Below are 20339 nucleotides of genomic sequence, written 5' to 3' on the forward strand. Positions count from 1 at the left end.
GAATGAATGTAGATCTTGTCGTTGATGCGCGTGGGCTATCTTGTCCAATGCCGATCGTTCGCACGAAAAAGGCAATGGAACAGCTACAACCTGGCCAAGTGCTGGAAGTGCAAGCAACGGACAAAGGATCGCTTGCCGATATTCAAGGCTGGGCAAAAAACACAGGGCATCAATATATCGGCACGATTGAAGAAGGGGATGTACTCAAACATTACCTTCGCAAAGCGAATCCGACAGAAAGCAAAGAGGAAACGAAATATCCTCACGTTGTCGCGTTAGACGAATTGCAAAAGAAAGTAGAAAACAATGAACAAGTATTTATTTTAGACGTACGCGAAGAAGCGGAATATGTGTTTGGACATATTCCAGGAGCGTATCATATTCCGCTCGGACAGCTGTCCGAACGAATGAATGAATTAAATAAAGATGAGACGATTTACGTCATTTGCCGAACAGGCAATCGTAGCGATCTCGCTGCGCAACAATTAGCCGAAAAAGGATTCACACATGTATTTAACGTCATTCCGGGTATGACAGAATGGAAAGGAACAATGATTAAAGGAGGAAATGAACAATGAACAAACGTGTAGCAATTATTGCAGCAAATGGTGGATTATTCGATGCATACAAAGTATTTAACATTGCGACAGCAGCGGCAGCAACAGAAGCAGAAGTAGCAATTTTCTTTACATTCGAAGGATTAAATTTAATTCATAAAGAAGCGTATAAGCAATTGCCACTTCCAGAAGGAAAAGAACAAATTCAACAAGGATTTGCTCAAGCGAACGTTCCATCGATCCCTGAGCTTGTAAGCATGGCTCAAGAAATGGGTGTGAAATTTATTGCTTGTCAAATGACAATGGATGTCATGGGATTAACAAAAGAACATTTTGTAGGTGGCATCGATGTTGGTGGAGCTGTCACATTCCTCGATTTTGCGAAAGATGCTGACATTACGTTAACGTTCTAAGGAGGAAAAGCATGAAAGCAGATCTTGTCGTTGATGCAAAAGGGTTGGCGTGTCCAATGCCAATCGTTCGTACAAAAAAAGGAATGGATACATTACAATCAGGTCAAGTATTAGAAATTCATGTGACGGATAAAGGAGCTAAAAACGATTTGTCCGCATGGGCAAAATCAGCGGGTCATGAAATGATTGACATGGCCGAAGAAGGCGACGTATTAAAATTTTGGATTCGTAAAGCGTGAGAAGCATCGGGCGTATGTCCCGATGCTTCATATAAGGAGTGAACTAGCATGGACATCGGTTTTATTGTGACGATTTTTCTCATTGGATTTATCGGTTCGTTTATTTCGGGAATGGTTGGAATTGGCGGATCGATCATTAAGTATCCGATGTTGCTCTACATTCCACCGTTGCTTGGCTACGCTGCATTTAGCGCCCATGAAGTATCCGGAATTAGCGCCATTCAAGTATTGTTTGCTACTATTGGGGGTGTTTGGGCGTACCGGAAAGGTGGATATTTAAATAAAACGTTAATTATTTACATGGGAACGAGCATTTTGCTCGGTAGTTTCATCGGTGGTTATGGTTCGAAATTAATGAGTGAAGGCGGCATTAATATCGTTTATGCAGTGTTGGCAACAATTGCGGCCATTTTGATGTTCGTTCCGAAAAAAGAAATTGATAACATTCCACTCGATCAAGTGACATTTAATAAGTGGCTCGCTGCCGCATTAGCATTTATTGTCGGAGTGAGCGCTGGAATTGTTGGAGCCGCTGGTGCATTTATTCTTGTACCAATTATGCTCGTCGTACTAAAAATTCCAACGCGTATGACGATTGCTACATCATTAGCTATTACGTTTATTTCATCAATTGGGGCAACCGTAGGAAAACTGACGACTGGTCAATTTGATTTTTGGACTGCGTTTATTATGGTTGTTGCAAGTTTAATTGCTTCTCCGATTGGAGCAAACGTTGGTAAAAAGGTCAATACAAAACTATTGCAGTTTATTTTAGCTGCACTCATCGTGGCAACAGCTATTAAAATTTGGTTGGACATTTTGTAAAAGATGTTGAAAAATTCATCCTTTATGTTATAATACTCATAGGGGTATATAAAATATCGGAACATAAAGGAGGAATGGTAATATGAAACAAGTAACAGTATATACAACAACGACATGTCCGTATTGTACATTGCTAAAAAACTTTTTAGCTGAACGAGGCATTCCTTTTAGAGAAGTGAACTTGCATCAACATCCTGAAGCTGTTGATTACGTTGTTCGCTCGACTGGACAAATGGGCGTGCCACAAACAGAAATTAATGGACGTTGGGTCGTTGGATTTGATCCACAACGAATTATGCAATTGTTACAACAATAATTTTTTTACCTATATAAATACCCTATAAGGTATAAGGAGAGGTGGATATGAAATGACAGTACATGCGTTAACAGCACAACAAATCAATGAGATGATTGTTAATAAAGAACCGTTTTTCTTATTCGATGTTCGCAATGAATCAGATTTTGCAGATTGGAAAATTGAAGGGGAGCACATTGAATATTTAAACGTTCCTTATTTTGAATTAATTGATGGCGTTGAGCCTGTGTTAGAACGCTTACCGAAAGATAAAAAAATTGTCGTCGTTTGCGCAAAAGAAGGATCTTCCATGATGGTCGCTGACATGCTTGCTGAAAAAGGTTTAGAAGTATTTTATTTAAAAGGCGGCATGAAAGCATGGAGTGAATATTTATATCCAGTTATTGTGTACGAAGATGAAAATATGAAAGTATATCAATTTATTCGTGTCGGTAAAGGGTGCCTTTCTTACATGGTCGTATCGGGCAAAGAAGCGCTTATCGTTGATCCATCTCGATTTATTGATGTATATAAAGAAGTGGCGCAAAAAGAAAACGTAACGATTACACATATCGTTGACTCTCATTTACATGCCGATCACATTTCTGGCGGATATGAATTAGCAAAACAAACAGGAGCAAAATATTATTTAATGAAGAGTGAAGGTGCGGTATTTGAATTTGAGCCGTTAGAAAATCATGATCGCATCGAATTTGAAAAAGTAAGCTTAGAAGTATTAGCAATTAAAACGCCAGGTCATACCCCAGGTAGTGTATCATTTTTCGTAAACAATAAATTGTTGTTCTCTGGCGATACGATTTTCGTAAGCGGTCTTGGCCGACCAGATCTTGGCGGAAAAGCGCGCGAGTGGGCAAAAGATTTATACGACACAGTGTATAACAAAGTAGCACAAATTGCTGATGATGTTATTGTCCTTCCTGCTCACTATGCAAACTTTGATCAAGAAGTGAATGAACAAGGATATATCGGAAATACGTTAGGAAACATTCGCCAAATGAACGAAATCATGCAAGGGAAAACGGAAGAGGAGTTCGTTGAACATGTGGCGCAATCCGCTTCTTCTGAAACACCACCGAACTTTGAAGACATTATTGCCATCAATCGTGGTGTGAAAGATGCAACGCCAGAGCAACAACAAGAACTTGAAATCGGTCCGAACCGTTGCGCTGTTCATCATACACACTAAAAACAATTTTATTTTGCCTCGCTATTTGCGAGGTTTTTTTCGATTTTGTGAAACTTTTTGGACACAATAGTCGTATATAACGTATGTAGAGGTATTCTCTTTCATTCTCGGCTATTTTCCATTAAAATATAAAATAACGGAGGGATGATATCATGTTTTTTCACCCAATGGATTTCCTCATTTTAATCGCCTTCGGGGTATCAATTTGGGCGCAATTTAAAGTGAAAGGAAACTTTAGCAAGTGGTCAGATGTACCTGCTTCCTCTGGGTTAACGGGAGCGGAAGTGGCGCGTCTCATTTTAGATCGCAACGGACTATACGATGTGCCGGTAGAGCTTGTCCCAGGTACGTTGACAGACCATTACGATCCAATTGCTCGGGCCGTTCGTTTATCAGAGCCGGTTTACTATGGCCGCTCGATTGCGGCTGTATCGGTAGCTGCCCATGAAGTGGGTCATGCGGTGCAACATCAACAAGCATATGGTGCGCTCGTTTTGCGCCATCGTATGTTCCCAATTGTGAATTTGACATCTGGAATGGCTCCATTCCTTCTTCTTGGCGGGTTTTTATTGCAACAGTTTTCGTTAATTGGTTTAGGGATTATTTTATTCTCGTTTGCTGTAGCGTTTCAAGTCATTACATTGCCGGTTGAATTTAACGCAAGTTCACGTGCAAAAGATTTTATGATCGCAGAAGGCATTATTCGCAATGAAGAAGAACGTGGGGTAAATAAAGTATTAAATGCCGCGGCATTAACGTATGTTGCTGCAGCGCTTATTTCGGTGTTAGAATTAATTAAGTATGTACTTATTTTTGTGCAAGGAAGTAATGAAGATTAATAAATAGGAGGTGGCATCCGCACGCATGTATGCGTGCGGACGTTCGTTGGACATATTTAGTTTATGGATGATTGTTTTTCTTATTGCGCTTACCGGTTTTTTTGTCGCTTCGGAATTTGCCATTGTAAAAGTGCGCCCATCGCGCATTGATCAACTGATTGAAGAAGGTAACAAAAAAGCGGTGGCAGCAAAGCATGTCATCACTCATTTAGATGAGTATTTATCTGCAAATCAACTTGGGATCACCATGACTTCGCTCGGTCTTGGTTGGCTCGGAGAACCGACGGTAGAACGAGCGCTTCGTCCGCTTTTTGACGAATTTCATGTATCGCCATCATTTGCCCACGGCGCTTCTTTTCTTGTCGCATTTGCGGCGATTACGTTTATTCATGTCGTTGTTGGTGAATTAGCACCGAAGACGATTGCGATTCAAAAGGCCGAAACGATTACGTTATGGACAGCGCGCCCACTTATGTTATTTTATCGCGTCATGTATCCGTTTATTTGGTTGTTAAATGGGTCTGCGCGTTTAGTCGTTCGTTTATTTGGTTTTCAGCTATCTAATGAACAAGAATTGGCTCATTCTGAGGAAGAGTTGCGTCTTCTGTTATCGGCCAGTTATAAAAACGGAGAAATTAATCATACGGAATATAAGTATGTGAATAACATTTTCCGTTTTGACGATCGTGTCGCAAAAGAAATTATGGTTCCGCGCAAAGAAATTGTTGCGTTAGATGTCAATGATTCGATGGAACATGTATTGCAAACAATCCGTGAAGAAAAATATACACGTTACCCTGTTATTGATGGCGATAAAGATCATATTCTCGGATTAATAAATGTAAAAGAGTTGTTTACGGATCTTGTTGTAAACTGTCAAGAGCGAAGGGAACTACGTGAATATATACGCCCGATTATTCAAGTCATTGAAACGATTCCTATCCAAGATTTACTTGTGAAAATGCAAAAAGAGCGCATTCATATGGCGATTTTAGTTGATGAGTACGGCGGGACATCCGGTTTAGTAACGGTTGAAGATATTTTAGAAGAAATTGTCGGGGAAATTCGAGATGAGTTTGATACGGATGAAACTCCGCTTGTTCAAACGATTGATGAAAATCGAACAATTGTGGATGGAAAAGTGCTTATTAGTGAAGTTAATGATTTATTCGGCTTAGAAATCGATGATACAGACGTTGATACAATCGGGGGATGGATGTTAACAGAACGTTACAACATTCGTCCAGGAGAGCAAATTGAGTGTGGTGATTATACGTTTACAGTCATTCAATTAGACGGTCATCATGTGAAAAAAATTGAAGTGACACGTCGCCCTAAAGCAGTAGATGTAGTGACGGACATGAACGAAGAGGCTGCGTTATAGGAACGCGCCTCTTTTTATATTGCCGAAAATCATTTCATCAGGTAGGGCAGAACAGGTGATCGGCTCGTTTGTAAACGGATGTGGAAAAGAAAGTGAGATTGCGTGTAACGCTTGTCGATCGATCCACGGTTTTCCCCCATATAACGTATCCCCAACTAATGGATGTCCGATATAGCTCATATGGACGCGAATTTGATGCGTTTTTCCTGTATCAAGCGTCAAGCGAACGAGCGACACATTTTTTTGTTTGTCATATTGGAGACGTTCATAGTGCGTGATCGCCGTATCTCCTGTTTTCGATACGCGACGTCTCGTTGGATGATGACGATCGCGACCGATTGGAGCGTCAATCGTTCCTTTTTTTTGTTTCACATATCCATGAACAAGCGCAACGTATGTGCGATGAATTGTTCGTTCCGCTAAATATTTATCGAGTACAGCGCCAGCAAGCGCATGTTTAGCAAATAAAATGACGCCGCTCGTATCGCGATCAAGGCGATGAATATGCCGAACTTTGCTATAAATTCCTTCACATTGAAAGTGAAAGGCGACTGCATTTGCTAACGTATTTGTTTGGTTTGGCTGCGTCGGATGGACGTCCATATGTGCGGGTTTGTTAACGACAAGCACATGATCGTCTTCAAATACAATATGAAGCGGGAAGTATGTTGGAATCGGTTCAATCGTTTCGTCTTTTATATGTACCCCGATATGATCGTTTGGTGAAATGATTGTATGTAAAGGAACGATTTTCTTATTTACTATTACTCCTTTTGTCATTCGCCATTCATGTAACATTTTTTTAGGAACGAACCATTTTGTTTGAAATGCTTGTTCAAGCGATAGGCCGACCCATGATAATGGCGCTTCAAACATCAGCCAATTTCCTTTTTTCTGTACATTCATTCGTCTCACTCTTTCTATACAATAAATTACCAACACCATAAAGTGCGTTGATATGTTACAATTTCGTTATAGATTAGGAAATGAAATGGAAAAAGGTGAGGTCAATTGAAAACCGTCTATGTTGCTACGGAAGAGCAAAAGCAATATATTCAATCGCTCATTGAGCAATTTTATACATGTATTTTTCCAAAATATTTCACAGATCATGAAATTGAGACATTTCAATCGCTTGGCATATTACAGTTTCAATCTTCCACATACGATGGAACGTTAAAAGAGGCGTTTGAGATTATTTCTGCATTACAATCGTTGCAAGCGATTATCGAATTTGCTTCGCTCCATGGCGTTTCTTACTACAATCATTTGTTCCAACGCAATGTGGAGCAATTAGCGCGACACGGAATAAGCTTCCCGCTTACACCTGAACATTTTTTACATGAAAAAGATCATTACGTAAGCATATATATGAAACCTGCTCATTCTTGGGTGATGTAAAAAAGCCTTCACAACGAAGGCTTTTATTTTGTTTGTTCAAACCATTTTCGAAATACGTCTTCTTCATAATATCCTTCAATACGTGCGACTTCTTTTCCATTTTTAAAGCGGACAATTGTTGGTGTCGCTTCAATGTCGTATTCATCCCATCCTTCTTCAAATTCAAGGAGGTTAAATTGCTTTAAGTCGATACCCATTTCTTTCGCTAACGGCACAACGATTGGCGTTGTTTTTTTACAAAATTCACACGTTGAGCTGTAAAAGTAAACGGTCATCGTTTCTTTATTGTTTAATGCTTCTCTTAATTCGTCAGGCAAAATAATGTTTTGATAATTCGGATCGTCAAGAAGGTCGATCGTAGCTGGGTGTAGTTCTTCTTTCCCGAACGGATTTCCTTCCGCTTTTTGTTTTTGCGTATATGATGTAATCCAAGCGAGTGCGCCAAATAAAACGATAATGATACCGCCGAAAATAAGTAATTTTTTCATCGAATATTCCCTTCTTTCTCCATTTTTATAAGACGATAGCTGATGATGCTAATGAAAATAAAAGCAATAAGTGCTAAAAAGGGAATCGTAATAAACCCGAGCCAGTTTAAATAATCGCCTGTACACGGTACAATACCGCATGATGGAGCAGCATTTCGGAAAAATGTCACTTTTTGAATGAGATAATGATAAGAAGAAATCGTGCCACCGATAACAGATAGCATAAGCGTATAACGAGCGATCGCAAGCTCTTTGCGCACAAAAGCCATGCCAAGCAAAAATACTTGCGGATACATAAAAATGCGTTGATACCAACAAAGTTCACATGGGATGAATTTTAGTACCTCGGAAAAATAAAGGCTACCGAGTGTAGCGATGAATGCAACGATCCAAGCGGCTAACAAATGATTTTCTCTCTGCGCCATGATTCCACCTTCTTATTTTTTACTCTTTGTTCATTATAGTACACGAAAAGAAATGATGTAAATTGCGACGATATTTTACTTACATAATGAACAAGAGAACGTGCACAATAAAAAGCGAAAGGGGAGGATCATATTGAATCATACAGTTGAATCGATTATGACGCGCCAAGTGGCAACGGTCACACCAGATCAATCTGTTCAAGAGGCAGCACAATTAATGAATAAACATAATGTTGGCGCCATTCCTGTTGTTGAAAATGGAAAAGTAAAAGGGATCATTACTGACCGTGACATTACCCTTCGTACGACGGCGCAAGGGTTAACCCCTTCAACACCTGTTTCACAAGTGATGACGAGTGATGTCGTCACAGGGACGCCAAACATGAGCGTTGATGAAGCAGCGAAAGTAATGGCAAAAAATCAAATTCGCCGCTTGCCAATCGTACAAAATAATGCGCTTTGTGGCATTGTTGCTTTAGGTGATATCGCCACAAACCAAGCATACGATGAAGCGGCAGAACAAGCGTTATCCGAGATTTCTGAAACTTCATATCATTAAGCAAGAAAGGGGCTTCTTTATGAGGAGCTCCTTTTTACTCATGAAAAAGGAATTTGCATAAAAAAGCGAGAATAAGTTACAATGAGCAACGATATGGAGGGATAAACGTGACTTGGAAAATGATATATGAACGTTGGAAAGAAGCGCAGTTAGATGAAGAGCTACGTGCTCATTTGCAACAACTAGAGCAAGATGAAAAACTGTTAGAAGACTGCTTTTATAAGACGTTAGAGTTCGGCACAGGGGGCATGCGCGGGGAAATTGGACCGGGGACGAACCGAATGAACATATATACGGTGCGAAAAGCATCGGCAGGACTCGCTCGATACATTGCGTCGTTTGGTGAGGAAGCAAAAAAACGTGGGGTGGTCATCGCATACGATTCGCGTCATAAATCGCAACAGTTTGCGATGGAAGCCGCAAAAACGCTTGCGACTCATGGCATTCAAACGTACGTGTTCGATGAGCTTCGCCCGACGCCAGAACTTTCATTTGCTGTACGTCATTTGCACGCTTTTTCTGGTATTGTCATTACCGCAAGCCACAATCCACCGGAGTATAACGGGTATAAAGTATATGGGGAAGATGGGGCGCAGTTGCCACCACATATTGCCGATGTCGTCATTGAGCACGTCGATGCGATTGAAAATGAATGGGAGCTTGAGATTGAGCAAGAAGACGTATTAAAAGAAAAAGGGCTCATTCAAATCATCGGAGCGGAAATTGATGAGGCATACATACAAAAATTAAAGACGATTTCTCTTTCCCCGCAACTTGCTCATGAAGTCGATGTAAACGTTGTATTTACTCCTCTTCATGGCACAGCAAATAAGCTCGTTCAACGCGGATTGAAAGAATTTGGTTATAAAAACGTGTTTGTAGTAAAAGAACAAGAGCAGCCTGATCCGAACTTTTCAACGGTCAAATCGCCGAACCCAGAAGAACATGCCGCGTTTGAATTAGCGATTCAGCTTGGAAAACAAGTGGATGCGGACGTGTTAATTGCAACAGATCCTGATGCCGACCGTTTAGGGATTGCGGTAAAAAATGAACAAGGGGAATACGTCGTTTTAACGGGCAATCAAACAGGTGGATTATTGCTTCATTACATTCTTTCACAAAAGAAAGAAAAAGGGATATTGCCGCCAAACGGAATTGTATTTAAGACGATCGTGACGTCTGAATTTGGTCGCGCCATTGCCGAGTCGTTCGATATAAAAACGATGGATACGTTAACAGGATTTAAGTTTATCGGTGAAAAAATTAAACAATATGAACAAACAGGGGAGTACGTATTCCAGTTCGGCTACGAAGAAAGTTACGGCTATTTAATCGGTGATTTTGCGCGTGATAAAGATGCGATTCAAGCAGCCGTTTTAGCTGTTGAAGTGTGCGCGTTTTATAAAAAACGAGGATTATCTTTATACGAAGCGCTTATGCAACTATTTGAGCAATACGGATATTATCAAGAAGGATTGCGTTCACTTACGCTCAAAGGAAAAGAAGGAGCGGAGCGAATTGAGGCGTTATTAGCGACGTTCCGTCATGAGCCGCCAACAGTTGTCGCAAATGAGCGTGTCGTTATTCGCGAAGACTATAAAGCGAGCGAACGAGTGTATGTGGATACAGGAAAAAAAGAAACGATTCATTTGCCAAAGTCGAACGTATTAAAATATGTACTTGAAGATGGATCTTGGTTTTGTGCACGCCCATCCGGCACAGAGCCGAAAATGAAATTTTATTTTGGGGTGAAAGGACGAACGTTAACGGAAGCAAAACAACAACTAGAGCAATTAGAAACAGCCGTCATGGAGCGAGTATATATGTTAACAACTGATAAGGCGTAATGCCTTATCAGTTGTTTTTTGAATACAGAACAAGTAATATAAAGGCGACTATGTAGAAAGGATGAATTCAGCATGTTACAAGGACAAGTAGCGATTGTGACGGGGGCATCCCGTGGCATCGGTTTAGCGATTGCACATAAATTGTCGCAACAAGGAATGAAGCTTGTGTTAATCGGAAGTTCTTCAGACATTCATCGTGTCGGTGAACAATTAAAAGATGTAAAAACGTTTCAAGCGGATGTATCAAATGAACAACAAATGAATGAAGTGGTTGAAACAACAATTGATACGTTTGGTCGTATTGATTTACTCGTAAACAACGCAGGTATTGGGGTATTCAAGTCCGTTGAAGAAACGACAGTTGAGGAGTGGAAACGACTATTTGAAGTGAATGTACAGGGAGTGTTTATTGGGACAAAAGCCGTCCTTCCACAAATGAAAAAGCAACGTTCCGGTACGATTATTACCATTTCATCTGATGTTGGCCGATACACGATTGCAAACGGTTCTGCATATACAGCAACAAAATATGCTGTTCAAGGATTTTCTGGAAGTGTAGCTCAAGAAGTGCGTTCATACGGTATTCGTGTCGGTACAATTAATCCGGGGATGGTTGATACATATTTCGCTAACTCTACGCAAGGATTGCCTGAAAAAGCGGCATGGTTAAAAGCAGAAGACGTTGCAGAAGCTGTCGTTTATATGGCGAGTGCACCAAAGCATATGTTAGTGGATGAAATTGTGCTGCATCCACTCATTCAAACGTATCCGGTCGTATAAAAAAAGCGAAAGGAGTTCCTTCCGCTTTAATAATCATATTGCATCGTCAGTGTTGGCTCTTGTTCATACACGTCTAACGCGTGATCGATGTAACGTAACAATGCATTTAGCCGCTTTTGGACGACAGTGTAATCTTTTTCGAAATTATATGCATGAAGAAACTGTTCAATTTTTTTTGAAAGTAAATCGTCTTTTGTGCGCACCATAAGAATGAGTAAATGATCCCATTCCGATCGGTACGTATAATAAAGCGCTTTATCGTAATCAGCTGTATGCAACGCAAACCCTCCTTATCGTGAGGAGCTATATGTAGTTTATGAAAAAATGGTCGTTTTTTTCGCTGTAAATGTTGTGCGATTTGGCAGAGGAGAGTTGGTCATGGAGAAGCACATCGCATATTATGAATCGCCAATTGGTTGGTTACAAATCATTGGAACAGATGAAAGCATAGAGCGCATAGATGTTGTGGAACAATGTGGAGAGAGAAATATTCCAACTAGCTTTATGCCATGGATAGAGGAGATTGAACAATACTTTCAAAAGAAACGGACATCGTTTTCGATTCCGCTAAAGTTCATAGGTACACCGTTTCAAATTCGCGTATGGGAAGCGTTGCAAACGATTCCTTACGGACAGACGGTTTCGTATGCTCATATTGCAAAACAAATTGGACGTCCGAAGGCGGTGCGAGCAGTTGGAAATGCTGTCGGCAGCAACCCATTCACGATCGTTATCCCTTGTCATCGCGTCGTACGTACAGACGGTGGAATTGGCGGGTATGCGTGGGGGATAGAAAGAAAAAAATGGTTGCTTGAGCATGAAACGCGCTGAATGATCAGCGCGTTTGACCGAGCAGCCATTTGGCGTATGGTGAATTGGCTGGTAAAATGACGACCGTATCTTCGCCGATGGTCGTTTTATATGACTCGAGCGTACGGTAAAACGAATAAAAATCAGGATCTTTTGCGAATGTTTCGTTATAAATGCGCGCAGCTTCTTGTTCACCTGCGGCACGAATGCGTTCCGCATCCGCTTGTGCTTTGGCGAGCATTTCTTTCACTTCGCGGTCTGTTTGTGCGATAATGCGCTGCTTTTGGGCATCTCCCATCGACAAATATTCTTGTGCTTTTGATTCGCGCTCTGAAATCATTCGTTTGTAAACAGACTGTTCGTTTTCTTTCGGTAAGTCAATGCGCTTCATGCGCACATCAACGACGCGAATGCCGTAACGGTCTTGTTGTAACAGCTCGTTTACTTTCGCTGTTACTTCATCGTTTAAACTGCCGCGCGATGACTTTTCATCGTTAATAATTTCATCGTAATTTAACCGTCCAAGCTCGGTGCGGACAATGGAGAAAATAAATTCATCCATTTTTGATTCTGCATTTTCTAATGTGCGAGCATTTTGAATCATTTCTTTCGGATTTGTAATTTCCCAAATGGCGTAATGGTTGACGAGAATTCGCTTTTTATCTTTTGTATTAATTTCTGCTTCGGCTACGTCGTAAAAAATTTGTGCTTTCGGCAGTGTTGTGACGGTTTGAATAAACGGAATTTTAAAACGTAATCCCGGCGTTTGATCGATGCGAACAATTTCACCAAATTGGCGGATAACTTTATACTCGTTTTCATGAACGATATATACGTTTGTTAAGGCGATAACAAGTAAAACAAGTCCAATGACGCCACCGATGATAAAACGAAACCATTTCGTTGGAAGTTTATCTTTAAAGTGAATGATGTTTTGATCGTCTTGGAAGTTTGTCATTCGTTACCACTTCCTTTCTCTGTCTTTTTCTCTGTCGTTTGTTTTTCGATCGGTTGAATTGGCAAATATTTTAGCGTATTCCCATCGTCATTCATAATGTAAATGCGCGTGTATGGCAACACTTGTTCGAGCGTTTCGATCATTAGCCGTTGTTTTGTAATATCTTTTGCATTTTTGTATTCTTCATATAAGGCGTTAAATTTTGCGACATCTCCATATGCTTTTTCAATGCGTGCCACTTTATCAGCTTCCGCTTGGGAAATTAATGCGTCTTTTTCCCCTTCGGCTTCTTTCGTTCGTTTATTTCGGTATTTATTTGCTTCGTTAATTTTCGTGTTCATCGTTTCGCGTGCATCTGTGACGTTTGTAAATGCTTTGCGCACTTCATCATTTGGCAAATCAACATCTTGTAACTTCACAGCTAAAATAGAAATGCCGATATCGTATTTTTTCATTAATGCGGTGAGCGATTCGCGCACATCGGCTTCGATTTTTGCCTTCCCTGACGTTAAGGCATCGTCGATTTTTGAACTACCGATGACGCTGCGCAAGGAGGCAGATGTCGCATTGTATAAAATTTGTTCCGGTTCGTATGAACGATAAAGAAATTTCGCAGGATCGGTAATTTTCCATTGGACGACCATATCGGCGAGCACAATATTTTCATCGCCCGTAATCATTTTTGTATCCCCTTGGTTTGAGGCGACGACTTTTCCGTTTTCTTCTTTGTATCCAAATTGTAAACTAAACGTTTCTCGCGATAACGTTTCGACCGTTTGAATCGGCCAAGGGAGCTTAAAATGTAGTCCTGGTGTTGTCACTTCCTCATCAATTTTCCCAAATGTTAAAATAATGGCTTGTTCCGACTCATCAACGGTGTACCATGATGTTAAGGCAATGACGAGAAGAAAAATGCCCAAAATGGTACCGATGATGATGCCGGTAAAGGAACGATTTTTCATATAAACCCACCTTTCTTGTTATTTATATGTATGTACGGAAAAAACAGAAAAAAGTTTCAACAAAAAAGCTACTGATGTGTTCATTGAATTCAGACAGTTAAAAAAATATTTGAGACAGATACTTTGATTTGATAATTGCCATTAAAATAAGGCCAACCTAAAAATTTAGGTTAGCCTTATATAGGTTGTAATATAAATTTGATATAATGTAGTTGTTTTAATTATCATTCATTAGGAGGAAATTTATGAGAAAACTATTCATAATGATGATACTAATATTCTTTGTTGCGTACTTGATCCACAAAACAGATGAGGGAGCAAATTTTCATTCTCCGGTTTATTCAGGGCGTGAACTGAAAATCGGAATTGTTGGGGATATTCCCAAGATTAGGGAAAAAAATGTTTCTTTCATTCAAATGTCGATGGAAGACGTTTTGCAAAAAAAATTCGCAAACGTGGATAGTGTATTTATTACTAAAAAGCACTTAAAAGAGGCAGCTGAGCCACAGTATGCTAAAATTTATTGGGAATCCCCTATTCCGTTTGTTTTTATTGATTCTGAAAAGGTCTATTTGGCGTTTCTTGATGACCAATTAAGTTATGAAGACGCTCACATCATAAAATCAGGAGACTATGTAGTAGGATTTTATAAAGATACGTACTTTGGTATAGGACTTTACAATAATATTAGGAATGAGAAAACTATCCAAGACTGCTATTCTCGACTATTTGTTATTATAGAACGGTTTAAGAACACAGGTAAAATTTTAATTAAATAAGTGATGTGACACAAGTTTTATGTAATTACTGAGCAGAGAAAAACAAAAAGTTTACATAAAATGTAAACTTTTTGTTAGTTGCGCACTCAGTAGCTCATATATATTTTCGTTGTACGTTTCGCCCGTCGTATGTGAATAGCGTCGGTTTGTTTTCGATCACTGTTTCGATATGAACCGCACGGCCCCAAAGTTGATAAATGTAAGGAAGCACTTTTTCTAAATATTTTACGTCTAGTTCAATACCTTCGTACCAATGTTTTAAATATAGTTCCCCATTGCGCATATAGTCGCCATCGTTCACTGTAATGTATGGGAAGCCGCCGTTTACGCGCATGTTCACAAGTTGATCGCGTATATGCTCCCAATGTTTATCAACAATTTTGTAGTCTTTTCCTTGTTTTTGGAATAAATACATATCTTCGCGCATGACGAGTTCTTTCGTTAAATAGTTGCGCAAAAAAGAAATGTCGGATTCTAATTCGCGTACTTCAAATATTTTTGCGCGTCCCGAACCCGGTTTGACGCCAAGCTTTTTCATTTCTTCCGTCGGATTGTCCCACCGTTTTTCAATATCTTCAAAAATTTTCAGTCCTAAATAGTATGGATTAATGCCTGTACGTGAAGGTTGCACAACGCCTGCATTTAATTTCGCAAATTCAATCGCTTCATCGCTCGTTAAATCCATTTCGCGTAAAATACGTTGATGCCAGTACGTCGCCCATCCTTCGTTCATAATTTTCGTTTCGAGCTGCGGCCAAAAATAAAGCATTTCTTCTCGCATCATCGTTAAAATGTCGCGCTGCCACTCGTCGAGTTCACGGCTATATTCTTCAATAAACAGCAATAAATCTTTCTCAGGATGGGGAGGAAATTTTCTTCGTTTTTTTCGAGCGGGCGTTGTTTTTTTCTTTTCACCAAGAGACCATAAGTCGTCATACGGAGAAGGTTTTGGCGTTTCATGATCGTCTTCGTATACTTCCGTATCAGCAATCGTCCATGAAAGTTTCGGGCGCAGAAGGGAAGGATCAATATGTTCTTGAATGGCTAATACAGCGTCTAAAAACTTTTCGACTTCTTGCTTCCCGTATTCGTGCTCGTAATGCTTTATTCGTTCGGCTGTTGCTGCCATGCTTTCGACCATATCTCGTTTTGTGTTGCTAAAGCGAACGTTATTTTTAAAAAAGTCGCTATGGGCAAGTACGTGTGCGACAATTAATTTATTTTGAATAAGCGTATTTGTATTTAATAAAAAAGCGTAGCACGGATCGGAGTTAATGACAAGTTCGTAAATTTTACTTAATCCGAGATCGTAATGGAGCTTCATTTTATGAAATTGTTTTCCGAAGCTCCAATGGGAAAACCGTGTCGGCATACCGTATGCTCCAAATGTGTAAATAATATCAGCTGGACAAATTTCATAACGCATTTCATAAAAATCGAGTCCAAACCCTTCAGCAATTTCCGTAATTTCCGCAATCGCTTTTTCTAATGCTTTTTGTTCATCTCGTTTCATCGCGCTCCCTCCTTATGACAATGTATGAACGAGCGCGTCATTTGATACGTCAGGAATGATTCATTGACTTTATATTTTCTTTCGTATATATTTAACTATGTTAAATATTTATATAGTTAAAAAAGGTGGGGTGGGTATGGAGCAAACGCCGTTTCCTACGCTTGTTGAGCGATTAGAGCATGCGTTTTCGTTAGCCGTTCGCAAACTGGCAGCCGATTTAGCGAAAGAAGAGATTGGCTTAACGAAACCGCAGTTTTTTATTTTAAATTTGCTGTCAAAGCGTGAAAAATGCACCGTGAGCGAATTGGCCGATGAAATGTTTGTCAAACCGAGCGCGATTACAACGATGATCGATCGCTTATATAAAAGCGGGTTTGTCTTGCGCGAACGGGATGAGGAAGATCGTCGCGTTGTGTATGTACAGTTGTCTAAAAAGGGGAGAGAAATGCTTGAACATGCGCGGGCGGAGCGAAGAAAAATTATTGAACGTTATTTAAAACAATTGCAACCCGATGAGCTTAAACAATTTGTCTGTACGATCGAAAAAATTGTTGCGACAAATGAAAAAGAGGAGAAGTGATACACATGAAAGAACAGGCCGCGATACAAGCGAGCATGGCCGATATACAACAAAAGCGGGGCATTTTAATTACAGGACTACTTGTTGCGATGTTGTTTGGGGCGCTCGATGGAACGATTGTTGGCACAGCGTTGCCGCGCATCGTTGGGGAACTTGGTGGACTAAGTATGATGGCATGGTTAACAACAGCGTACATGCTCACATCAACAACGATTGTTCCAATTGCCGGGAAGCTTGCTGATTTGTTTGGAAGAAAGTCGATTTATGTGACAGGATTAGCGATTTTTATTATTGGTTCAGCGCTATGTGGCATGGCAGATACGATGACGCAGCTTATTATTTTCCGCGCCATTCAAGGAATTGGCGGTGGCATTATGATGCCGATGGCGATGATTGTCATTGGTGATTTATTTACAGGGGCAGAGCGTGCAAAATGGCAAGGTGTGTTTGGCGGCGTATTCGGATTAGCGTCTATTCTTGGTCCACAAGTTGGGGGATGGATTGTTGATTCGTTAAATTGGCGTTGGGTGTTTTATATTAACCTTCCCGTCGGCATATTAGCTATTGTTCTCATTTCTCTTGGTTTGCATAATCATCGTATGGCTGAGCGCGTAAAACTTGATTTGGCCGGCATGTTTACAATGGTTGTGGCCGTTGTTTCGTTGTTGTTAGCGTTAACGTTCGGCGGCGACAAATACGATTGGCTATCATGGCAAATCATTTCTTTACTAGCTAGCTCGGTCGTTTTCTTCAGCTTATTTGTGTTTGTTGAGCGTAAAGCTGAAGAGCCAATTATGCCGATTCATTTATTAAAAAATAAGACGTTTGTTGTGCTCAATAGTGTCGGCTTTTTTATGTCTGTTGGCATGTTTGGAGCGATTATGTTCGTGCCGCTCTTTATGCAAGGCATTATCGGGATGAGTCCGTCAGAATCGGGAACGATGATGTTTCCGATGATGTTTGCCCTTATTATCGCAAGCATGATCGGTGGACGGCTTGTGCAAAAAATTGGCGTCCGTCCGCAAGTCATTGGTGGAATGGTGCTTGTAGCGCTTGGCTTTTTCTTATTGTCAACGATGGATGTCCATACAAATAAATGGACGGCGATGTCATTTATGGCGACGCTCGGTTTTGGGCTAGGATTTGTCAATCCAGTCATTACGCTCGCGTTGCAAGAAGTATTTCCAAAATCGCAGCTTGGCATCGTGACATCATCGAGCCAGTTTTTCCGTCAAATCGGTGGGACGTTTGGGGCAACATTGTTAGGGGCAATTATGAACCATCGTTCGAAAGATTTATTGGAAGCGAAGTTTCTTCCGTTATTACAACAATTGCCGGAACAAGCGCATGCGATGATGGATTCATTTAAACAACTCGTTGAATCGAATCCGCAAAGCGTATATTCGGTTATTTTAAATCCAGAGACGTTGAAAAAAATTCCTGAACAAATGCAACAAATGTTTGTGCCTGTATTAAAACAAACGCTCGTTGATGCGTTAAGCGATGTGTTTTTGTACGGATTGATTTTTGTTGGCATTGGCTTTATTTTTGCGATGTTTATCGGTCGCATTACGATTTCAAATCGAACGAATAAAATGAATGAAATGGAATAAATTATAAGTATACAGTAGGCAACGATGATGCATCGTTGTCTATTTTTGTTCGTATTTAAACCGTTTGCACAACAAAAACGAAATTTTTTATGAAAAAGTGCAACTTCCTCTTTAAACGAAGCCGTTTGTATATTAACATGAAAGAGTGAAGATCATTGAAAGCGATTTATTTTGATTGGATTGAGGAGGATTTTACGTGAAAAAAGCTTGGTGGAAAGAAGCGGTTGCATATCAAATATATCCGAGAAGCTTTATGGATTCAAACGGAGACGGCGTCGGTGATTTGCAAGGGATTATTCAAAAGCTTGATTATTTAAAAGACCTTGGAATCGATGTCATATGGATTTGTCCAATTTATAAATCGCCAAACGCTGACAACGGCTATGACATTAGTGACTATCAAGACATTATGGAGCAGTTTGGCACGATGGAAGATTTCGATCAATTGCTTGAAGAAATTCATAAGCGCGATATGAAAGTCATTTTAGATCTCGTCATTAACCATACGAGCGATGAGCATCCGTGGTTTATTGAATCGCGCTCATCACGAGATAATCCAAAACGCGATTGGTACATTTGGCGCGATGGAAAAAATGGAAAAGAGCCAAACAACTGGGAAAGCATTTTCGGTGGTTCAGCTTGGGAATATGACGAGACGACGGACCAATATTATTTGCACGTTTTTGCGACGAAGCAGCCCGATTTAAACTGGGAAAATGAAGATGTTCGTCGCGCGTTATACGATATGATCAACTGGTGGCTTGACAAAGGAATTGATGGCTTCCGTGTTGATGCGATTTCACACATTAAGAAAAAAGAAGGTCTCCCTGATTTACCGAATCCAAAAGGTCTTGATTACGTTCCTTCGTTTGATGGACATATGAATCAAGAAGGAATTATGGAGTATCTTCGTGAACTTAAAGCGCAAACGTTTGCGCGTTATGACATTATGACGGTTGGAGAAGCAAACGGAGTCACTGTAGAGGAAGCGGAAGATTGGGTCGGTGAAGAAAACGGCATTTTTAATATGATTTTTCAGTTTGAGCATCTTGGACTTTGGCAAAAAGGAACAGACGGCGGTGTCGATGTTCGGAAATTAAAACGCGTATTAACGAAATGGCAAAAAGGGTTAGAGGGCGTTGGATGGAATGCGCTATTTCTTGAAAACCACGACCAACCGCGTTCGGTGTCAACGTGGGGAAATGATGAGCAATATCTTGTTGAAAGCGCAAAAGCGTTAGGTGCATTATATTTTCTTATGCAAGGGACACCGTTTATTTATCAAGGGCAAGAAATTGGCATGACGAACGTACAGTTCGAAACGATTGATGAATATGACGATGTCGCTATTAAAAATTACTATCGCATTGAACGCGCCAAAGGTCGTTCTCATGAAGAAGTGATGCGCTGGATTTGGAAAAATGGCCGCGACAATTCGCGCACACCGATGCAATGGTCCGACGAGAAAAATGCCGGCTTTACGACAGGGACGCCTTGGATTGGGGTGAATGAAAACTATAAACAAATTAACGTTCAAAAGCAGCTAAACGACCCGAACTCTGTTTTAAACTTTTACAAGCGCATGATTCAACTTCGTAAACAACATGATGTATTCGTTTACGGAACATATGATTTAATATTAGAAAACCATAAAGCAATTTATGCGTATACGCGCACGTTAGGCGATGAAAAAGCGGTCGTCATCGTGAACTTAACAGACCGAAAAACGATGTATCGCTACGACTCGTTAAAATTAAATAGCGAGCAACTTGTGTTAACAAACTACGATGTCAAACAACATAAACATGCGACGCGTTTTACATTGCGTCCATACGAAGCGCGCGTATATTTGGTGAAATGATGAT

24 protein-coding genes are annotated in these 20339 nt (G+C 40.3%); 17 read left to right on the forward strand and 7 right to left on the reverse strand.

The features are described 5' to 3' along the window. The first annotated feature begins 2 nt into the window (after positions 1 to 2). The 8 genes from HNR63_RS02390 (at position 3) to HNR63_RS02425 (ending at position 5759) form a co-directional block, all read left to right on the forward strand. Entirely contained in the window at positions 3 to 578 is a 576-nt protein-coding gene (locus HNR63_RS02390) for a sulfurtransferase TusA family protein (protein ID WP_021095473.1), read from the forward strand. Further along, a complete protein-coding gene (locus HNR63_RS02395) occupies positions 575 to 970 on the forward strand; it encodes a DsrE/DsrF/DrsH-like family protein (protein WP_085789412.1) in 396 nt (131 codons plus the stop codon). The genes HNR63_RS02390 and HNR63_RS02395 overlap by 4 nt, the downstream gene beginning before the upstream one ends. A gap of 11 nt (positions 971 to 981) precedes the next feature. After that, positions 982 to 1209: a sulfurtransferase TusA family protein gene (locus HNR63_RS02400; protein ID WP_009362054.1), complete on the forward strand. Its 228-nt coding sequence runs from the start codon at positions 982 to 984 to the stop codon at positions 1207 to 1209. Positions 1210 to 1257: 48 nt separating this feature from the next. After that, positions 1258 to 2034, forward strand: a complete 777-nt coding sequence (locus HNR63_RS02405; protein ID WP_085789413.1) for a sulfite exporter TauE/SafE family protein — start codon at positions 1258 to 1260, stop codon at positions 2032 to 2034. 82 nt (positions 2035 to 2116) lie between these two features. After that, positions 2117 to 2350 (forward strand): glutaredoxin family protein, encoded by a 234-nt coding sequence (locus tag HNR63_RS02410; protein ID WP_009362052.1) that lies wholly within the window; start codon positions 2117 to 2119, stop codon positions 2348 to 2350. 52 nt (positions 2351 to 2402) lie between these two features. Continuing rightward, on the forward strand, positions 2403 to 3536 hold the full coding sequence (locus HNR63_RS02415) for an MBL fold metallo-hydrolase (protein WP_181519675.1): 1134 nt from the start codon (positions 2403 to 2405) through the stop codon (positions 3534 to 3536). A gap of 152 nt (positions 3537 to 3688) precedes the next feature. Then, a complete protein-coding gene (locus tag HNR63_RS02420) occupies positions 3689 to 4375 on the forward strand; it encodes a zinc metallopeptidase (protein WP_181519676.1) in 687 nt (228 codons plus the stop codon). A 46-nt stretch (positions 4376 to 4421) separates the two neighbouring features. Further along, positions 4422 to 5759 (forward strand): hemolysin family protein, encoded by a 1338-nt coding sequence (locus HNR63_RS02425; protein WP_181519897.1) that lies wholly within the window; start codon positions 4422 to 4424, stop codon positions 5757 to 5759. Here the strand turns inward: HNR63_RS02425 and HNR63_RS02430 are convergent. After that, the gene (locus tag HNR63_RS02430) at positions 5754 to 6665 is read right to left on the reverse strand and encodes an RluA family pseudouridine synthase (RefSeq protein WP_085789416.1); all 912 of its coding nucleotides are present in this window, start codon (positions 6663 to 6665) and stop codon (positions 5754 to 5756) included. The two genes, HNR63_RS02425 and HNR63_RS02430, sit on opposite strands and share 6 nt — an antisense overlap. Positions 6666 to 6770: 105 nt before the next feature. On the opposite strand from HNR63_RS02430, the gene HNR63_RS02435 reads away from it, so the two are divergent. Next, positions 6771 to 7160, forward strand: a complete 390-nt coding sequence (locus HNR63_RS02435; protein WP_181519677.1) for a DUF5365 family protein — start codon at positions 6771 to 6773, stop codon at positions 7158 to 7160. Between the two features lie 23 nt (positions 7161 to 7183). Here the strand turns inward: HNR63_RS02435 and HNR63_RS02440 are convergent, their stop codons facing one another. Both HNR63_RS02440 and HNR63_RS02445 read right to left on the reverse strand, forming a co-directional pair. Next, on the reverse strand, positions 7184 to 7648 hold the full coding sequence (locus HNR63_RS02440; RefSeq protein ID WP_181519678.1) for a thioredoxin family protein: 465 nt from the start codon (positions 7646 to 7648) through the stop codon (positions 7184 to 7186). Further along, positions 7645 to 8073 carry a disulfide oxidoreductase gene (locus tag HNR63_RS02445; protein ID WP_181519679.1) on the reverse strand — a complete coding sequence of 143 codons (429 nt, stop codon included), beginning with the start codon at positions 8071 to 8073 and terminating at the stop codon, positions 7645 to 7647. The genes HNR63_RS02440 and HNR63_RS02445 overlap by 4 nt, the downstream gene beginning before the upstream one ends. A 157-nt stretch (positions 8074 to 8230) precedes the next feature. Between HNR63_RS02445 and HNR63_RS02450 the strand changes: the two genes are divergently transcribed. The 3 genes from HNR63_RS02450 (at position 8231) to HNR63_RS02460 (ending at position 11259) form a co-directional block, all read left to right on the forward strand. Next, on the forward strand, positions 8231 to 8632 hold the full coding sequence (locus HNR63_RS02450) for a CBS domain-containing protein (protein WP_220127389.1): 402 nt from the start codon (positions 8231 to 8233) through the stop codon (positions 8630 to 8632). Between the two features lie 107 nt (positions 8633 to 8739). Beyond that, positions 8740 to 10479: a phosphohexomutase domain-containing protein gene (locus tag HNR63_RS02455; RefSeq protein ID WP_181519680.1), complete on the forward strand. Its 1740-nt coding sequence runs from the start codon at positions 8740 to 8742 to the stop codon at positions 10477 to 10479. 72 nt (positions 10480 to 10551) lie between these two features. Beyond that, positions 10552 to 11259 (forward strand): SDR family oxidoreductase, encoded by a 708-nt coding sequence (locus tag HNR63_RS02460; protein WP_181519681.1) that lies wholly within the window; start codon positions 10552 to 10554, stop codon positions 11257 to 11259. A 26-nt stretch (positions 11260 to 11285) separates the two neighbouring features. Here the strand turns inward: HNR63_RS02460 and HNR63_RS02465 are convergent, their stop codons facing one another. Next, positions 11286 to 11537 (reverse strand): YhdB family protein, encoded by a 252-nt coding sequence (locus tag HNR63_RS02465; RefSeq protein WP_004892205.1) that lies wholly within the window; start codon positions 11535 to 11537, stop codon positions 11286 to 11288. A gap of 100 nt (positions 11538 to 11637) precedes the next feature. Here HNR63_RS02465 and HNR63_RS02470 point away from each other — a divergent pair, with 100 nt between their 5' ends. Then, on the forward strand, positions 11638 to 12090 hold the full coding sequence (locus tag HNR63_RS02470; RefSeq protein ID WP_085789421.1) for a methylated-DNA--[protein]-cysteine S-methyltransferase: 453 nt from the start codon (positions 11638 to 11640) through the stop codon (positions 12088 to 12090). Positions 12091 to 12094: 4 nt separating this feature from the next. On the opposite strand, the gene hflC is transcribed toward HNR63_RS02470, so the two are convergent. Beyond that, positions 12095 to 13027, reverse strand: coding sequence for a protease modulator HflC (gene hflC / locus HNR63_RS02475; protein WP_181519682.1), 933 nt, complete (start codon positions 13025 to 13027; stop codon positions 12095 to 12097). Further along, on the reverse strand, positions 13024 to 13989 hold the full coding sequence (gene hflK, locus HNR63_RS02480; protein ID WP_042534621.1) for an FtsH protease activity modulator HflK: 966 nt from the start codon (positions 13987 to 13989) through the stop codon (positions 13024 to 13026). Before hflK ends, hflC begins: the two co-directional genes overlap by 4 nt. Positions 13990 to 14234: 245 nt before the next feature. Here hflK and HNR63_RS02485 point away from each other — a divergent pair, with 245 nt between their 5' ends. Further along, a complete protein-coding gene (locus HNR63_RS02485; protein ID WP_181519683.1) occupies positions 14235 to 14768 on the forward strand; it encodes a hypothetical protein in 534 nt (177 codons plus the stop codon). Positions 14769 to 14862: 94 nt separating this feature from the next. Here HNR63_RS02485 and HNR63_RS02490 read toward each other — a convergent pair whose 3' ends face one another. Further along, positions 14863 to 16281, reverse strand: a complete 1419-nt coding sequence (locus HNR63_RS02490; protein ID WP_042534613.1) for a SpoVR family protein — start codon at positions 16279 to 16281, stop codon at positions 14863 to 14865. Between the two features lie 136 nt (positions 16282 to 16417). On the opposite strand from HNR63_RS02490, the gene HNR63_RS02495 reads away from it, so the two are divergent. The 3 genes from HNR63_RS02495 (at position 16418) to HNR63_RS02505 (ending at position 20335) form a co-directional block, all read left to right on the forward strand. Then, positions 16418 to 16861: a MarR family winged helix-turn-helix transcriptional regulator gene (locus tag HNR63_RS02495; protein WP_181519684.1), complete on the forward strand. Its 444-nt coding sequence runs from the start codon at positions 16418 to 16420 to the stop codon at positions 16859 to 16861. A gap of 5 nt (positions 16862 to 16866) precedes the next feature. Next, on the forward strand, positions 16867 to 18474 hold the full coding sequence (locus HNR63_RS02500; protein WP_035064704.1) for an MDR family MFS transporter: 1608 nt from the start codon (positions 16867 to 16869) through the stop codon (positions 18472 to 18474). A 196-nt stretch (positions 18475 to 18670) separates the two neighbouring features. Further along, entirely contained in the window at positions 18671 to 20335 is a 1665-nt protein-coding gene (locus HNR63_RS02505; protein WP_085789423.1) for a glycoside hydrolase family 13 protein, read from the forward strand. The last annotated feature ends 4 nt before the right edge of the window (positions 20336 to 20339 follow it).

Source organism: Anoxybacillus ayderensis, assembly GCF_013761015.1.
Classification (GTDB): domain Bacteria; phylum Bacillota; class Bacilli; order Bacillales; family Anoxybacillaceae; genus Anoxybacillus; species Anoxybacillus ayderensis.

What these genes read in the sequence shown, in the direction of transcription:
- HNR63_RS02395 (WP_085789412.1), top strand. Translation starts at nt 575, where the DNA reads ATGAACAAACGTGTAGCAATTATTGCAGCAAATGGTGGATTATTCGAT.
- hflK (WP_042534621.1), bottom strand. Translation starts at nt 13,989, where the DNA reads ATGAAAAATCGTTCCTTTACCGGCATCATCATCGGTACCATTTTGGGC.
- HNR63_RS02420 (WP_181519676.1), top strand. Translation starts at nt 3,689, where the DNA reads ATGTTTTTTCACCCAATGGATTTCCTCATTTTAATCGCCTTCGGGGTA.
- HNR63_RS02470 (WP_085789421.1), top strand. Translation starts at nt 11,638, where the DNA reads ATGGAGAAGCACATCGCATATTATGAATCGCCAATTGGTTGGTTACAA.
- HNR63_RS02460 (WP_181519681.1), top strand. Translation starts at nt 10,552, where the DNA reads ATGTTACAAGGACAAGTAGCGATTGTGACGGGGGCATCCCGTGGCATC.
- hflC (WP_181519682.1), bottom strand. Translation starts at nt 13,027, where the DNA reads ATGACAAACTTCCAAGACGATCAAAACATCATTCACTTTAAAGATAAA.
- HNR63_RS02495 (WP_181519684.1), top strand. Translation starts at nt 16,418, where the DNA reads ATGGAGCAAACGCCGTTTCCTACGCTTGTTGAGCGATTAGAGCATGCG.
- HNR63_RS02390 (WP_021095473.1), top strand. Translation starts at nt 3, where the DNA reads ATGAATGTAGATCTTGTCGTTGATGCGCGTGGGCTATCTTGTCCAATG.
- HNR63_RS02440 (WP_181519678.1), bottom strand. Translation starts at nt 7,648, where the DNA reads ATGAAAAAATTACTTATTTTCGGCGGTATCATTATCGTTTTATTTGGC.
- HNR63_RS02410 (WP_009362052.1), top strand. Translation starts at nt 2,117, where the DNA reads ATGAAACAAGTAACAGTATATACAACAACGACATGTCCGTATTGTACA.
- HNR63_RS02400 (WP_009362054.1), top strand. Translation starts at nt 982, where the DNA reads ATGAAAGCAGATCTTGTCGTTGATGCAAAAGGGTTGGCGTGTCCAATG.
- HNR63_RS02405 (WP_085789413.1), top strand. Translation starts at nt 1,258, where the DNA reads ATGGACATCGGTTTTATTGTGACGATTTTTCTCATTGGATTTATCGGT.
- HNR63_RS02490 (WP_042534613.1), bottom strand. Translation starts at nt 16,281, where the DNA reads ATGAAACGAGATGAACAAAAAGCATTAGAAAAAGCGATTGCGGAAATT.
- HNR63_RS02445 (WP_181519679.1), bottom strand. Translation starts at nt 8,073, where the DNA reads ATGGCGCAGAGAGAAAATCATTTGTTAGCCGCTTGGATCGTTGCATTC.
- HNR63_RS02500 (WP_035064704.1), top strand. Translation starts at nt 16,867, where the DNA reads ATGAAAGAACAGGCCGCGATACAAGCGAGCATGGCCGATATACAACAA.
- HNR63_RS02430 (WP_085789416.1), bottom strand. Translation starts at nt 6,665, where the DNA reads ATGAATGTACAGAAAAAAGGAAATTGGCTGATGTTTGAAGCGCCATTA.
- HNR63_RS02450 (WP_220127389.1), top strand. Translation starts at nt 8,231, where the DNA reads ATGACGCGCCAAGTGGCAACGGTCACACCAGATCAATCTGTTCAAGAG.
- HNR63_RS02415 (WP_181519675.1), top strand. Translation starts at nt 2,403, where the DNA reads ATGACAGTACATGCGTTAACAGCACAACAAATCAATGAGATGATTGTT.
- HNR63_RS02485 (WP_181519683.1), top strand. Translation starts at nt 14,235, where the DNA reads ATGAGAAAACTATTCATAATGATGATACTAATATTCTTTGTTGCGTAC.